The sequence below is a fragment of the Candidatus Dormiibacterota bacterium genome, assembly GCA_035532035.1.
Lineage (GTDB): Bacteria > Vulcanimicrobiota > Vulcanimicrobiia > Vulcanimicrobiales > Vulcanimicrobiaceae > Tyrphobacter.
This window is the reverse complement of record DATKRS010000010.1, coordinates 23,533-37,644: the sequence shown is the minus strand read 5'-3', so window position 1 is coordinate 37,644 and position 14,112 is coordinate 23,533. Positions and strand designations below refer to the sequence as shown.

General features: G+C 65.6%; 14 protein-coding genes and 1 tRNA gene. 6 read left to right on the top strand and 9 right to left on the bottom strand.

What is annotated here, in order from left to right; genetic code table 11:
- Nucleotides 1-5: 5 nt before the first annotated feature.
- From VMV82_03515 to VMV82_03480, 8 genes are all read right to left on the bottom strand, one after another.
- Nucleotides 6-3,494, bottom strand: coding sequence for an efflux RND transporter permease subunit (locus tag VMV82_03515; protein ID HUY40616.1), 3,489 nt, complete (start codon nucleotides 3,492-3,494; stop codon nucleotides 6-8).
- A 61-nt stretch (nucleotides 3,495-3,555) separates the two neighbouring features.
- A tRNA-Leu gene (locus VMV82_03510) sits at nucleotides 3,556-3,639 on the bottom strand.
- A gap of 52 nt (nucleotides 3,640-3,691) precedes the next feature.
- Nucleotides 3,692-4,639, bottom strand: a complete 948-nt coding sequence (locus VMV82_03505; protein HUY40615.1) for an ABC transporter permease — start codon at nucleotides 4,637-4,639, stop codon at nucleotides 3,692-3,694.
- On the bottom strand, nucleotides 4,639-5,598 hold the full coding sequence (locus VMV82_03500) for an ABC transporter permease (GenBank protein ID HUY40614.1): 960 nt from the start codon (nucleotides 5,596-5,598) through the stop codon (nucleotides 4,639-4,641). The genes VMV82_03505 and VMV82_03500 overlap by 1 nt, the downstream gene beginning before the upstream one ends.
- Nucleotides 5,599-5,645: 47 nt before the next feature.
- A complete protein-coding gene (locus tag VMV82_03495) occupies nucleotides 5,646-6,497 on the bottom strand; it encodes a 3-keto-5-aminohexanoate cleavage protein (protein HUY40613.1) in 852 nt (283 codons plus the stop codon).
- Entirely contained in the window at nucleotides 6,485-7,390 is a 906-nt protein-coding gene (locus tag VMV82_03490; protein ID HUY40612.1) for a DUF1611 domain-containing protein, read from the bottom strand. The genes VMV82_03495 and VMV82_03490 overlap by 13 nt, the downstream gene beginning before the upstream one ends.
- 13 nt (nucleotides 7,391-7,403) lie before the next feature.
- The gene (locus tag VMV82_03485) at nucleotides 7,404-7,970 is read right to left on the bottom strand and encodes a manganese efflux pump (protein HUY40611.1); all 567 of its coding nucleotides are present in this window, start codon (nucleotides 7,968-7,970) and stop codon (nucleotides 7,404-7,406) included.
- 28 nt (nucleotides 7,971-7,998) lie between these two features.
- The gene (locus VMV82_03480; protein ID HUY40610.1) at nucleotides 7,999-8,391 is read right to left on the bottom strand and encodes a response regulator; all 393 of its coding nucleotides are present in this window, start codon (nucleotides 8,389-8,391) and stop codon (nucleotides 7,999-8,001) included.
- A 69-nt stretch (nucleotides 8,392-8,460) separates the two neighbouring features.
- Here VMV82_03480 and VMV82_03475 point away from each other — a divergent pair, with 69 nt between their 5' ends.
- Genes VMV82_03475 through dtd form a run of 3 tightly spaced genes read left to right on the top strand, consistent with a single transcriptional unit; the run spans nucleotide 8,461 to nucleotide 10,572 of the window.
- The gene (locus VMV82_03475) at nucleotides 8,461-9,201 is read left to right on the top strand and encodes an ABC transporter permease subunit (protein HUY40609.1); all 741 of its coding nucleotides are present in this window, start codon (nucleotides 8,461-8,463) and stop codon (nucleotides 9,199-9,201) included.
- Between the two features lie 5 nt (nucleotides 9,202-9,206).
- Nucleotides 9,207-10,094, top strand: a complete 888-nt coding sequence (locus tag VMV82_03470) for a proline dehydrogenase family protein (protein HUY40608.1) — start codon at nucleotides 9,207-9,209, stop codon at nucleotides 10,092-10,094.
- A gap of 4 nt (nucleotides 10,095-10,098) precedes the next feature.
- Nucleotides 10,099-10,572: a D-aminoacyl-tRNA deacylase gene (gene dtd / locus VMV82_03465; GenBank protein HUY40607.1), complete on the top strand. Its 474-nt coding sequence runs from the start codon at nucleotides 10,099-10,101 to the stop codon at nucleotides 10,570-10,572.
- A gap of 82 nt (nucleotides 10,573-10,654) precedes the next feature.
- Here the strand turns inward: dtd and VMV82_03460 are convergent, their stop codons facing one another.
- Nucleotides 10,655-12,172: a peptidylprolyl isomerase gene (locus VMV82_03460; GenBank protein HUY40606.1), complete on the bottom strand. Its 1,518-nt coding sequence runs from the start codon at nucleotides 12,170-12,172 to the stop codon at nucleotides 10,655-10,657.
- A 26-nt stretch (nucleotides 12,173-12,198) separates the two neighbouring features.
- On the opposite strand from VMV82_03460, the gene VMV82_03455 reads away from it, so the two are divergent.
- From VMV82_03455 to VMV82_03445, 3 genes are all read left to right on the top strand, one after another.
- Entirely contained in the window at nucleotides 12,199-12,603 is a 405-nt protein-coding gene (locus VMV82_03455) for a hypothetical protein (GenBank protein ID HUY40605.1), read from the top strand.
- A 103-nt stretch (nucleotides 12,604-12,706) separates the two neighbouring features.
- Nucleotides 12,707-13,384, top strand: coding sequence for a hypothetical protein (locus VMV82_03450; GenBank protein HUY40604.1), 678 nt, complete (start codon nucleotides 12,707-12,709; stop codon nucleotides 13,382-13,384).
- Between the two features lie 11 nt (nucleotides 13,385-13,395).
- Nucleotides 13,396-14,073 carry a hypothetical protein gene (locus VMV82_03445; protein HUY40603.1) on the top strand — a complete coding sequence of 226 codons (678 nt, stop codon included), beginning with the start codon at nucleotides 13,396-13,398 and terminating at the stop codon, nucleotides 14,071-14,073.
- The last annotated feature ends 39 nt before the right edge of the window (nucleotides 14,074-14,112 follow it).

Below are 14,112 nucleotides of genomic sequence, written 5' to 3'. Positions count from 1 at the left end.
GTTGGTTACGTTCGGACCGGTTCCATCTCCGCGACGAGCGCGTGCCGGTCCGCGCGCCGTTCGAGCGCGCCCATCCAGGTATTGTAGATCATCGGCACGAGGAAGAGCGTGAGGACGAGGCTGCTGAGAAGGCCGCCAATGATCACCGTCCCGATCGCTTGGCGCCACTCGCCGCCCTCGGCGTAACCGAGCGCCAACGGCAGCATGCCGAAGATCATCGCTGCCGTCGTCATGATGATCGGCCGGAAGCGAACGGATGCCGCCTGCAGTACCGCGTCACGCACGCGCAAGCCGCGCCTGCGCATGGTGTTCGAGTAATCGACGAGCAGGATGCCGTTCTTGGCAACCAAGCCGAAGAGCATGATGACCCCGAGCACCGAGATGATGTTCAGCGACTGCCCCTGCTGCGGCTCGAGCCGCGCCATCAGCGCGAGGAGCATGAGCGCGCCGATGATGGCGAGCGGCACGGAGAACATCACGATCAGCGGCTCGAGGAACGAGCCGTAGAGGATCACCATGAGCACGTAGACGAGCGCAAAGGACGCAACCAGCGCGATGAACATGTTGAAGAACGCCTCGTCCATCAGTTGCGAGTTTCCTTGCGATACCAGCCCGACGCCGACGGGAAGGAAGCCAGGCATCTGCAGCTCCTTCTGCAACGGCCCCTCGACTTGGCCAAGCGAATATCCGGGCAGCAAGTCTCCGTAGACGTTGACGACGCGCTGGCGATTCAAACGCTCGATCTTCGTCGGCGCCAGCGTCCACGTGAAGCTCGCGACGTCTCCGATCGGTATCAGCGAGCCGTCGTTCGTGCGCACTTTAACGTTCCTCAGCTCCGCGACGGTCGTGCGATCTGCAAGCGGGAACTGAACGCGCACGTCCACGAGGCCCGTCGCCGTGCGCACGCGCGTCGCGACGGCACCGTCGACGGCGATGCGCGCGACCTGTGCGACGTCGGACGGATTGACGCCGAGAATTTCACACTTCGAGCGATCGACGTCGACGTTCAAGCGCGGCGCCCCCGTCTCGGCGCTCGTCTGCACGTTCACGGTTCCCGGAAGCGAGCGAATGAACGTGGCAATCTTCTCGGCCGCGGGGCCGATCGCCGCGTCGGGGCCGGTGATCGAGTACTGCAGGTCCGATCCGCCGTTACCGCTATCGCCCGCGACGGCCAAAACGCCGCCGGGCACGAGATAGGCCAGCCGGCGGATCTTGGCGATGGTCGCGTTGGTGTCTTTGATGCGATCGTCTTGCATCGCTGCCGAGAGCTGCGCGTAGTTCCCGCCGGTAAAGCTGCTCCACCCTGCCTGTTTGCGTCCGACCGTCGCGCTCACCGACTTGACGCCGTCGAGGCGCATGATCGCCTCTTCGAGCTGCGTCACGTACCGGTTCGTCGTCGCGATCGGGGTGCCGGGAGGGTAGGTGACGGTCATCGCCATCTCGCCGGTCTGCTGCGCCGGGAACGGGCTGAAGCTCACCCGGCCAAGCGGCAACATGATCAATCCGGCGGCAATGGGAATGGCGAACGTGGCGAGCGTGACGCGCTTGCTTGCCGTGCCGAGGCTGCGGACGAAGCGTAGCGGCGCGAGGTACCACGCACCAAGGTGCGGCGTGGGGAACGACCGGCGCAGGTATGCGCCTATGCCGTGCGCGATTGCGCACGCGCCGATCAGGAGCGCGTCGACGGCAACCGTGACGAACCCGCCGCCGGCAAGCAGCGTAAACGCGTTGAGCAAGAGGACGCTGCACACGAAGGCCACCAACGGCCCGTGAAGTAAGGCAAACGGAAGGAATCGCGTGTGATACGCGCTCACGATGCGATCGTAGCGATGCACGAACGCATTGAGCAGGAGCAATGCGAAGACGAATATCCCGATCGCGTTGAGTACGAACCAACCCGTGAACGTTCCGACCGCAAACATTCCGGCGGCCAGCAGGAGCAGAACCAAGTCGATGCGCCGGTCGTCGAGCGCGAGCAGCCAGCGCGGCGTCGCCTCCGAGCGCTTGACGACGCTCCACCTCGCCGCGAGCAGCGGTGTGAGCGTGAACGAGACCAGGAGCGAGAAGAGTGTCGCCGTCACGACCACGATGGCGTACTCGCGCAGATAGGCGCCGACGATGCCCGAGATGAAGGCGATCGGTAGGAAGACGATGACGTCCACCATGGTAATAGCGACTGCCGCGCCACCGATTTCCGTACGCCCGTTGATCGCGGCCGTCGTCGCGTCTTCACCCATGTCTCGATGTCGCGTGATGTTTTCCAGCACGACGATGGAGTCGTCGACGAGTATTCCGATGATGAGCGAAAGCCCCATCATGGACATCGAATCGATGTGGAAGCCGGCGAGCTTCATCAGAATGAACGTCGAGAGAATCGAGGTGGGGATCGCAAGGAACACCACGACCGCATTACGCCATGCATGGAGGAACAGCAGCATGACGATAGCTGTCAGCACGATGCCCTCGATCAGGGACTGGCCGACCCCGGTCAGCATCTTCGCGGTGTAGTCCGCCGGAGCGTCGATCTCGTTGAAGTGCAGCTGCGGGAACTGCGCTTCGATCTTCGTGAGGAGGGCGCGCAGACGCTGGGTCGCCTTGATTTGATCCGCGTCCAGCGTCGGATTGACGCCAACGTAGACGCGCGGCTGACCGTTGAACGAGGAGATGTTGCGCATTTCGACGTGACTATCGTACGCGTTCGCGACATCGCCAAGCTTGAGTGCCTTCACGGGGTAGCGCAACACGGTGGACGGCGAGAGCGGTATGCCGAGCAAGTCGCTTGCTTGATTGATGTACGAATGAATCGCGACCGTGCCCTCGCGCGTCGGCTGCGTCATGATGCCGCCCGGTACGTTCAGGTTGTTGCTCGCGACCGCGTTGAGGATATCTTCGAGCGTCGCGTTCGTGCCGTCCAGCTTCGTCGGGTCGGGTTCGACGTGGAACTCACGACTCGCCGCGCCGTAGACGTCGACCGACTGGACGTCGGGGTCTTGCTCGATGAGGGGCGTTACCTGCGTGTTGATGAGGTCGGCGATTTGCGGCTGCGTCAGAGATTTCGAGCTCACGGCGAGGTCGAGCAGCGGCGGCTCGGACTGCCCCGCCTTCGTGACGGTCGGCGGATTCATGTCGCTGGGCATGTAGACGCGCGCCGTGTCGACGCGGCGCTGCACGTCGACGGAGGCGAGATCCAGGTTCGTTCCCACGGTGAACTGCACGACGACGACCGCAGTGCCTTCCTGTGCCGTGGCGCTCAGCTGGTCGAGGTGCTCGATGCCGTTCATCTGATCCTCGATCGGCTTGATGACCATGCGCTCCATGTCTTGTGGCGACGCACCGGGGTAGCTGGCAACGACGGCGACGACCGGGAACTCCGTGTTCGGTGGGTTCGAGCTGCGGCCGAGCAACATGAAGGACACGACCCCGAAGATCGCCAGCGTGGCGAAAATCACGGTCGTGATGACCCAGCGTGAGATTGCGAATCGGGTTAACCACACGGGGAAACTGTGCTCTCTCTCCTTCCATCGCGACTACGCGGTGGGCCACCCGGTTGTTTCATGCGCAAGACTGGACTCGAACCAGCACGCCCTTGCGGGCGCTAGCCCCTCAAGCTAGTGCGTCTACCAATTCCGCCACTTGCGCGTAGAGGGGGCTCACCATGCTCCCCGTCCCGGGACGAGGCTTGAGTCTACCGTTACTTCATGTTGGGGTCAAGGGCGTCGCGCAGGCCGTCACCGATGAAGTTGATGGCGAGCGTCGTCACGAGGATGCACAGGCCCGGAAAGACCGCCGCCCACCACGCCGACTCGACATTTGCCTGAGCGTTGGCCAGCATGTTGCCCCACGACGCGGTGGGGGGCTGGATGCCGAAGCCGAGAAAATCCAGCGTCGACTCCAAGATGATGATGTTGGCGACGTCGAGCGTTGCCTGGACGACGATGGGTGCGACCGCGTTGGGCAAGAGGTGACGGAAGATGATCCGTGCGTCGCCGTTTCCGACGGCGCGCGCCGCCTCCGCGAACTCTCGCTCGCGCAACGTCAGGAACGACGCGCGAACGAGACGCGCGACCGAGGGCCACGAGAGAGCGCCCACGATCAGGACGATCGTGCCGAAGTTGAGCGCGGCCTTCGACGAGAACTTCTCGGTCACGATTCCGGTGAGCACGAGCAGCAGTGGCAGGATCGGAATCGAGAGAAAGACGTCGGTGATGCGCATCAAGAGGTAGTCGACGATGCCGCCGTAGTACCCGGCGAGCGCGCCGAGCAAAGTGCCGATCGTTATCTCCATGAGGACGGCGGTCACCGCGAGCGTCAGCGAGATGCGCGCGCCGAAGAGCAGCCGCGCGTACAGATCGCGTCCGACCTCGTCGGTCCCGAGGAAATGATGCGCGCAGAGGCTGACGTTTTGGAAGCACGGTGGAAGGGGATTGCCCTGCCAGTTGACTTCGTCGATCGCGTTCGGATCGGCGAAGCCGCCGAGGTGCGAGAGCGCCGGCGCAAGGACCGCACTGAGCACCATGATCGTCAATACCGCGAGCGCGACGACGGCGAGACGGTGTCGCCGGAAGCGTCGCCAAAACGTGACCTTGACGTATGCGACTTCGTCCGGTTCGGCCGAGGCGTTCATCGGAACGGCGTCCATCAGTCGTATTTCACGCGCGGGTCGAGCCAGGCATACGCAACGTCCGCCAAGAGATTACTGAAAACCACGAGCACCGATACCAAGCACAGGTAGCCCATGAGCAACGCGATGTCGCCTTGCTGGAGCGCGTTGATGAAAAGCCGCCCCATGCCGGGCCACGCGAAGATCGTCTCCGTGACGACGGCACCTGCGATCAACGACGGCAAAGAAATCGCGACGATCGTGACCACCGGGATCAGCGCGTTCTTGAGCCCGTGTTTCAAGAGGATCGTGTGGAACGGCAAACCTTTGGCGGCCGCGGTTCGGATGTAATCCGCGCTCAGCACTTCGAGCATTGACGAGCGCGTAAATCGGCTATAGAGCGCGAGCGAGAGAAAGGAGAGCGCGATCGTGGGCAAGACGAGATGATCGAGCCGGTCCCCGAGATTGAACGTATCCAAGCTCGAGATTCCGGCCGAAGGAAGCTGGATCATGTACCCGCCGGGAAGCGGAATGCCGTGCACGGCGAGGCCGAGCTGGAGCATAAGCGCAAACCAGAAGATCGGCATCGACTGTCCGAAGAACGCAAAGCCCGTGATGATGTAATCCCACACGGAGTACGGTAGCACGGCCGAAAAGATGCCGGCGGCAAGTCCGAGCGTAAGCGCGACCAAGAGCGACGCGCCCATGAGCTCGACCGTCGCGCCGAATCGCTGCATAATCGCGTCGAAAACCGGCTCCGCGTTGCTCGTCGACCACCCGAAATCGCCACGTATCGCGTGGCCGACCCAATGGAAGTACTGAACGGGCAGCGGCTGGTCCAGACCCAGATTGTGCTTGAGCCGCGCGATGTCGGCGGGCGTGATGTGCGGGTTCTGCAAATACGGCGCGAGCGCGCCACCCGGCGCGTTGTTCGTAATCCCGAAGAGGATCATCGAGATCAATATCAACAGCGGGATCGCCTGTAGCGTTCGCCGCACGACATACGTTAGCAGAGGCAGGGTCCTCCCGAATTACCGGCTGTTCGTTACGAACCGCGGGCGTCAATGCCTGCCGGGGGCGCGTGAAGCGGCTCGAGTCCGAGGATTCGCCGCGCCTCCTGCGGCTGCGCGATGGGACGTCCCGCCTCTCGCGCGACGCGCGCGACGCGCTCGACCAACTCTTCGTTTCGTGCAAGGCGCCCCTTGCTGTAAAAGATGTTGTCCTCGAGGCCTACGCGCACGTGTCCGCCCATCGCAATCGCCGCCATGGCCATCGGGAGCTGCGCGCGGCCGACGCCGGCGACCGACCATGTGCAGCCCGCGGGAAGGTCGTCGACGAGATCGCAGAGGTTTTGGACGGTGGCCTCGAGGCCGCCGGGAACGCCGAGCACGAAGTCGACGTGCTGCGGAAATGCGAGCAACCCTTCGCGCGCGAGCCGGCGGGCGTTCGCGAGATGCCCCTTGTCGAAGATTTCCAGCTCGGGCCGCACGCCGAGCTCGTTCATGCGCTGCAAGAGCGCGCGCATGAGCGGAAAGGCGTTCTCGAAGATCTCGTCGCCGAAGTTGACCGTGCCGCACGTCAGCGTCGCCATCTCGGGTCGCAGATCCAGTACGCCCGCTCGTTCGCGAGCGCTCATCCCGATCGCTCCGCCGGTCGAGAACTGCACGATGAGATCGCTCCGGGAACGAATGGCGTCGTACGCCTGGGCGAAGCGCTCGACGGCGTGCGTGTTCGTGCCGTCGTCGTTGCGGCAGTGCACGTGGACGATCGATGCTCCGGCGGCGCGAATGGCGGATGCGGTCTCACCCAGCGCCTGCGGCGTCACGGGCAGGTACGGCGTCTGGCTCGGCATGACTTCCGCGCCGACGGGCGCGCACGTGACGATCAGCGAATCCATGTCGCGGGCTTCGCGCACGTGCCCGCATAAACATCGTACGCCGGTAGTCCGGTCGCCTGCGCGACCGCGCCGAGGAAGGTACGCGGATCGAACGTCCTGCGGGCCGCCTCGGGCGCTATGGTGACGGCGATCACGTTCACGGTCTGCTCGCAGCGCAAGCGCAGTTGCGCGAAGGCGCGCTGCGCGAGTCTTCCGGATAAAGCCACCGCCGCCGGCGATCGCACCACCACTTGGCGCTGCTCCGCAGCCGCGAGCAGCGCTGCCGCGACGTCGGGAAGCAGCGCACCGCCGATGCGCAGCGCCGGCTCGCGCTCGTCGACCGGCGGAAGCTGCAAGCGGGTGACGAGCGTGCGCACGTCCTCCACTGCATCCGTCATCGTCGGTGCGGCCGCGGCTCCGCATGCGACGATGACCGCGTCCTCGCCGCCGGATATCGTTGCGAGGCGATCGATCGCTCCGTCGACGAGCACGAGCTCGCATCGCTCGCGCAGCGCCTCCACCGCGAGGCGCAATCCGGAGACCGTCGGCGGACCGACGAGCTCGTAGTAATCCGCCTCGATGACGCGTGCGAGCTGCAGCGGGCCGCACGCGGTCTCGATGACGCCGCCCGGGAGCTCGACGCGCTCGAGGAGACGCGTCGTGCGGACGGCGCTTGCGATCCAGGTTCCCGGCACGAGCCAAAGACGAGGCTTCGGATTGCGATCGATGACGTCGATCGCTTCGCCATCGCGCCCCGCGCTGACGACACCCACGTGCATTCCGCGCGCGACCGCCGCTTCGTACAGCGCGCGCATCGTGACGGTCTTCCCGACGTTCTTGCCGGTACCGACGATCGCGACCGCCGTCGCGCCGGCGGCGCGCACGTCGTCGAGCAAGGCGGCACCAACTACCACCGCGTTCTCTTTCCTATCCGGCGTGCAGTGCCTTGAGTACGGCAAAAAGCACGCCGGTGAACGCCAGGAGGATGCCGCCGACGAGCTCCGCGCGCTCTTCGATGCGACGCCCGAGCCGCTTGCCGAGCGTCAACCCGGCGCTCGTCGACGCAACCGACACGATTGCGATGACGGCAAGCGTCTCGACGAGCGGAACGCCGATGTAGAGAATCGAGAAGCCGATGCCGAGCGAATCCAGGCTGATCGAAAGCGAGGCCAGGAGGAGACCCCAGCCGCGCGACATGTCGATCGGTCGTCGTGCCGCAGCTTCGCGAAAGCTTTCGAAGACCATGTAGCTGCCGAGCGCGAACAGTGCGGCAAAGCCGAAGTAGCCGGCCACGTCGCCGATTGCATGCCCGGCCGCGATGCCGAGGCCGGCGCCGGCGAGGTTCATGCCGACCTCGGCGGCCGCAAAGGCGACACCGATGCGAATCTTGACCGGGAGCGCTACGCCGCGTACGCCGACGCCGACGCTCACGGCGAAGACGTCGAGCCCTAGGGAGACGGCAATGACCAGGACCTTGAGCGCGGCTGCGATCACGTGCCGGCTCGCGCCCTAAGGTGCGGTTCTACGTGGCGGACGAGCGCGGCGCGAGGAGCGCCGCAACTGCACCGCGCAGTTGCGAGAGCGTGAACGGCTTGTTCAGAAAGAGATCGGCGCCGGCGTGGCGAGCGCGGTCCACGGCATGCGTCGTATGCCCGCTGATCATCAAGATCGGCAGCGTGCCGTCTTCGCGTGCGCGTACGCGCTCGATGACGTCGAGGCCCGATATCCCCGGCAGCATGAAGTCGCAGATCAGCATATCGAACGGGCCCTCTCGCTCGAACGTTTGCACGGCGCTCTCGCCGTCCGCGCACGCTCTGATCTCGTACGGGCCCCTGCGCAGGACGGTCTCGATCAGCATGCAGATCGCCGGATCGTCGTCCGCGACCAGTACTCTCCAGCGACGCTCCTGGTCCACTCCGGCGCCATTCGCCGGTCGCGCTTTTCAGCCTCGCACCTCCCCTTCAGCGTGGGTAAACTTTCGGTGATGAAGCGTGAAGGGGCAGCTCTCCTCTTCCCGCTCTTCCTCGTGCTGCTCGTGGCAGCGGTTGCGCTCCCGATTCTTTCCGTGTTGCTCGCCGTTTCGCCCGGCGAGGTGATCGCGGCATTCGGCGCGCCGCACGTGCGCGATGCCGTGCGCACGTCGTTTCTTGCGTCCTTGATGGCGACCGCCGCGGCGAGCGTGCTCGGCGTGCCCGCGGGGTACGCGATCGCGCATGCCCGGGCGCGCGTTCGCATGGCGGCGCTGTTCGCTCTCGCGCTCCCGCTCGCGTTTCCGCCGGTCGCGTCGGGAGTCATGCTCCTCTCCTTCCTTCGCGCGACGCCGGTGCCGGAGACGCTCGTGGGCGTTGCGACCGCGGAGTTCTTCGTTTCGGGCTCGTTCGTCGCCATCGCCGCAGCGGCGGCATTTTCCGTCCTCGACCCGATTTACGCCGACGCGGCGCGTACGTTGGGCGCAAGCGAATGGCGCATCTTCTTGCGCGTCGCCCTTCCCGCTGCGGCCGGCAACGTCGGGGCCGGCATTGCATTCGCGTGGCTGCGCGCGATCGGAGAGTATGGCGCCACGAGCATCGTCGCATACCACCCCTCCTCGCTGCCCGTGCAGGTATACGTCACGCTTTCGGCATCGGGGGTACGCGAAGCGCTCGCGCTATGCTATGGATTCGTGGTGCTCGCGGCGATCGTACTCGTTCTCCAGTGGATTCTTCGCCGCAGCATGGTACAGTAACGACCGTGATCGAACGGCTAGTCGCCCCCGGCTCCTCGTTTCAAAAGCGCTTCTTCTTTCTCGCTCGGCGCTTCGTCGCAGGCGAGACGATCGACTCCGCGATCGCTGCCGTGCGCGGACTCAACGATGCGGGAATGGCCGCCTCGCTCGATTTTCTCGGCGAGGACGTGCTCGACCGGGCGACGGCCACGAGGACGACCTCTACGTATATCGCAATGCTCGATGCGATAGGCTCCTCCGGCGTACGCAGCAACGTCTCGGTGAAGCTCACGGCGATCGGGATACTGATCGACGAGGGATTCGCGCTGGAAAACCTCGTCCGCATCCTCGAACGCGCGAAGAGCAACGCCGACCCGTTCGTGCGGATCGACATGGAAGGCAGCGCGCTCACCGAACGCACCCTCGCGCTCTTCGAGCGTGCCTTCAGGCTGCACGACAACGTCGGCATCGTTCTTCAGGCGATGCTCAAACGCACCGCTGCCGATGTGGAGCGTGCGATCGCGCTCGGCGCGCGCGTGCGCCTGTGCAAAGGAGCGTATCGCGAGTCCTCCGCAGTTGCCTACGCCGCGATGCCGGAGATCCGCGCCGCGTACGCGCGCCTCGCCGAGATCCTTCTCGTGCGTGGGACCTATCCCGGCATCGCAACCCACGACCGCCGCTTGATCGCGGCGGTCACGGACGCCGTGCGCCGCGACGCCATCGCGACCGATCGGTTCGAGTTTCAAATGCTCTACGGCTGTCGCCCGCAGCTCCAGCGCCGGCTCGTCGCCGAGGGGTACCGCATGCGCATCTACGTGCCGTTCGGAACGCACTGGGCTGGATATTTCTATCGCCGCGTCGCCGAACGCCGCGAAAACGCGCTCTTCGCGTTCTCGTCGATCTTCAGCCGGTGATCTCGTGCGCGCGGTAGTGCAGCGCGTCTCCCGCGCCGCCGTGCGCGTCGGCGAGCGGACCGTTGGTGAGATCGCAGGCGGCCTCGCCGTCCTGCTCGGCGTCGGCGACGGCGACACGGAGCACGACGCACGCTGGATGGCGGAGAAGATCGCGAACCTGCGCATCTTTCGCGACGATGCCGGCCTCATGAATCGCTCGCTGCTGGAAACCGGCGGCGACGCGCTGCTCGTCTCGCAGTTCACGCTGTACGGCGACGCTCGCAGAGGCCGGCGGCCGTCCTTCGTTGCCGCGGCGAAGGAGCCGCTCGCGAGCGAGCTCTACCGTCGCACGGGTGCCGAGCTCGAGCGCCTGGGGGTGCGCGTGGCCTACGGCGAGTTCGGTGCCGACATGGATGTCGAGCTCGTCAACCAGGGCCCGGTGACGATCCTCCTCGATTCGAAGCCGTCCCGCACGTCACCCGACGACGTGCCGGCGTGACGCCAAGCGGGCGCTGACGTCGCCGCCGACGATCGTGAGAACGTGAATGCGCTTGCGCGTCGACGCGTCACCGGCCGATGTTTCACGGGAGCCGCTCGTCCCTGACGCGCTCGACGCGCAGGACGCGATCGGACTCCACGAGGCGGCCGAGCACGTTGAACCCGCTCGTCACCCGTCCGAAGACCGTGAAATCCCGGTCCAGGTGCAGCTGCGGTGAGAGCGTGATGTAGTACTGCGTCCCGGCCGAATCGCGAATGGCGTGCGCGTTCGGGCCGGTCGTATAGTTCATCCCCATCGAGATCACGTAGCTGCCCTGTGCGATCGGGTTCTCTTCCGCGCCGATGGCATAGCCGGCGTCGCCGTTGCCGTTGTCGTTCGGGTCGCCGGTCTGCACGACGAAATCGGGAACGATGCGAAACCAGCGATTGCGGTCGTAGTAGCCGCGGTTCGCGAGGTTCAAGAAGTTCTCGACCGTCATCGGCGCCCATTCGGGGAAGAGCGTGACGTACACGTTCCCCTTGGTCGTGACGATGCGTACGCGCGGATGCGGCCCCGGAGCCGGCCCGCCCATCGCCGCAGCGGTCGTAGGATCGAGCGCGGGCTGCAGGATCGCGCCGGACGGCTGCGGCCGCCGCGGACGGCCGCGTGCGGGCGTGCGCGCGCGAGCGGGCAAGGCCGCCAACGAATCCGGACGCGGCGCGGGAACGTGTACGTAGGCGGGGATCTCGGTCCAGTGCTGGGTCGGCGGCAGCCCGTGGAGCGCGCGAAGCGTTTCACCGGCTTGCTCTTGAACGCGCCACGACGGATCGTGCAGCAACGGCAGCACGAGCGCGAGATCGCTCGCCTCGCCGCGCTTGCCGATCGCACGCACCGCCTCGATGCGCACGACCTCGTCGCGGTCATGCAACGCGCGCGCGAGAAAAGCGTGCGGCACGAGCCGCGCATATCCGCGAAAGACCGACCACATCGCAAAGCGGCGTACCCGCCGCGAGCGATCGCCGTTGACCGCCTCTACCAGCGCCGGCGCGGCGAGCGGCGCGTAGAAGGTCGTGGTGAAAGATTCGAGCGTCGCCGCGGCCCGTGCGCGCACGGTGGCATCGCGGTCGTAGCGAAGCCGGCGGGCGACGGCTTCGAACGCGCCGAGCACGTCGGCTTTCGGAAGACGCCCGGCCGCGGCATAGCGGTCCAAGGCATCTAGCGCGGCGAAACGCACCGCTCCGTTTGCGTCGTTCATGCCGGCGAGGATCGCCGCGCTCCGGCGTCCGCTCGCGATCAATCCGATCCCGTAGAGGCTCATCGCGCGCACGGCGGCTCGCGCATCGTGGAGGTGAGCTGCCAGCAGCGGCTCCCCGGCAGCACGCTTGGTCCTGCCGATGGCCAGCGCCGCCCGGACCGCGACGATCTCGTTGGGCGAGGCGAGGGCAGCTGCCAAAACTCCTCCGCCGAGCGAGCGTGCTTGCTCGGCTTGGACGACCGGGACCAGGCTGGCGTTCCCTACTGTGGCTGCGAGCGCCGGCAAGGCCGCCAAAAGCACCAGTGGAGCGGCCTTCCCGAGTAAAGCGAGCGCGCGAACCATCAATATCTCCTCCAAAGCAAACAAACCGGCCCGAACTAGCGTTCTACATAGTGGAGCTTTCACCGACCCCCCTCCCTGGGGCGCTACGGCTTACTCATTCGCAGGTATTGGAACCCATGACACCAGAGACAACGAGCCCCAAGAACGGAGCGAGCCTTTCCGTCCGGGAAGCCGGACAGAAAGGCGGCGAGACCGTTAAGAGAAAGTACGGTCCGGAATTCTACGAGCAGATCGGCCGCAAAGGCGGTCTAGCGACGAAGAAAGCCCACGGGCATACCTTTTACGAGCAGATCGGCAAGAAAGGTGGAAAGAAGGGCGGCGAAGCGACGCGCGATCGCTACGGCCCGGATTTCTATGAACGGATCGGACAAAAAGGCGGTCAGCGCGTCAAACAGCTCATCGAAGAGGGGAAGCGCGCTGCTTTGGCCGCAGAGGCCGAGGAGAAGGCGAGCTAGAGAGCTCGCGCTTGCGGCGCTCGCCGCAGCGTCTTTTTCGCTGCCGTTGATCGGCGGATCGGCGGCAGCGCTTCCCGTTCCAAGGCCGACGCACTCGCCCGCCGTGCGCGCGAGCGCGTCTCCGGCTGGGTCGCCCGTCACGGGTCTCGCGTTCGGCTCCGAGGCGATCTTCGTTCTCGACGATCGGATCTCGTCGTCGGCCAACAAGGCCGGCGACGTCATTCGCATGCATCTGAAAAGCGACTTACGCGTCGGCGGGCGTGTCGTCGCACCGGCGGGCACGCCAGACCTCGTGCACGTCGTCGACACGTCGGCGGCCCAAATGCTCGATCGCTACGGTTTCGTCGACATCTACGTCGATCCGCTGCATCTCTCCGACGGGCGAGAGATTCCGCTCGGGGTCGCGACGACGCGCCTGTCGCCGCGCGATACGGCGGGCCATGAATCGACCGTTGCGATTGAAAACACGCTCGAAGACATCGTCGTCCCGTACGCCGTGCTCTTTCAGATCGCTCGCCACGGACGAAACTTCGTCATCGGTGCCGGCGCCGAGTTGAAAACGCGCCTCTTGGCGACGTTGAGGCAAACGCGTGCGGGAATCGCCATCGAAACGCCGCAACCCTTCGCTGCGACCGTCGAGACGCCCGGCGCGGCGTTTCAGGCGCTTCCGATCGCGCGGCCGATGCCGCACGCACCGCCCCCGCCCACGCCAGCACCACCGCCGCCCACCGCGACACCTTCGCCGACCCCGACCCCCTCGGTTTCCCCAACACCTACGTAAGGAGGACCCTCGTGCTCACCCGCATCATCGGAGCAACGCTTGCGTTCAGCATCACGGCTGCAGCCGCGCTGGCCGCGCCCACCCCAAAACCGGCCACGCTCTCTCCCAAACCACAAGCCAGCGAAGTCGCCTTCGTCACGCACATCACGCAGACGCTGACGGCAACCTATCCGACCGTCGCCGATGCCGAACGCGCCGGCTATTTCCGGTACACGAATGAAGACAACACCGGCGCGATCAGTTACGCCAATCTCCACTGGACCTCGAACGACTGGAACCATCCGAGCCAACTCTGGTACGACGTTCACGGCAATCTTCTCGGCGCGGACTTCTCCGAGCCGTACGTTGCCGGCAAGCCTCCCTCGCTCTGGGGCGTCCTCCCGGGCCGGTGGATCCACATTCCCGAGCACGTGCACTACGTGCTCGTGGGCGCGCATGGACCTCAGGGCTTCGAGCACGGCGTCGAAGCCTCGGCGTTCACTGCAGCCGGCGGAAGCCTCGCCGACCCTCAGGTGGCGACGCTCGTAAAGATGCACAAGGTCAAGTCCGCATCGCAGGTTGCGCGGATCTTCACGTTTGCGAACATTTGGGATCTCATCGTCTGGGTGAAGCGGAACCCGAACGGTGCTTTCGCCGAGAAGAATCCGCTCGTCCACCCGAGCTCCACCCCCGCGCACGACAGCATGTAGTTCTCGAAGGCGAGAGCGCACGGCGACGACAGCCTGGGG

Bases quoted from the DNA above. Each gene is read 5' to 3' on its own strand.
- VMV82_03495 (HUY40613.1), bottom strand. From the start codon at position 6,497: ATGGATTCGCTGATCGTCACGTGCGCGCCCGTCGGCGCGGAAGTCATG.
- VMV82_03505 (HUY40615.1), bottom strand. From the start codon at position 4,639: ATGGACGCCGTTCCGATGAACGCCTCGGCCGAACCGGACGAAGTCGCA.
- VMV82_03475 (HUY40609.1), top strand. From the start codon at position 8,461: ATGAAGCGTGAAGGGGCAGCTCTCCTCTTCCCGCTCTTCCTCGTGCTG.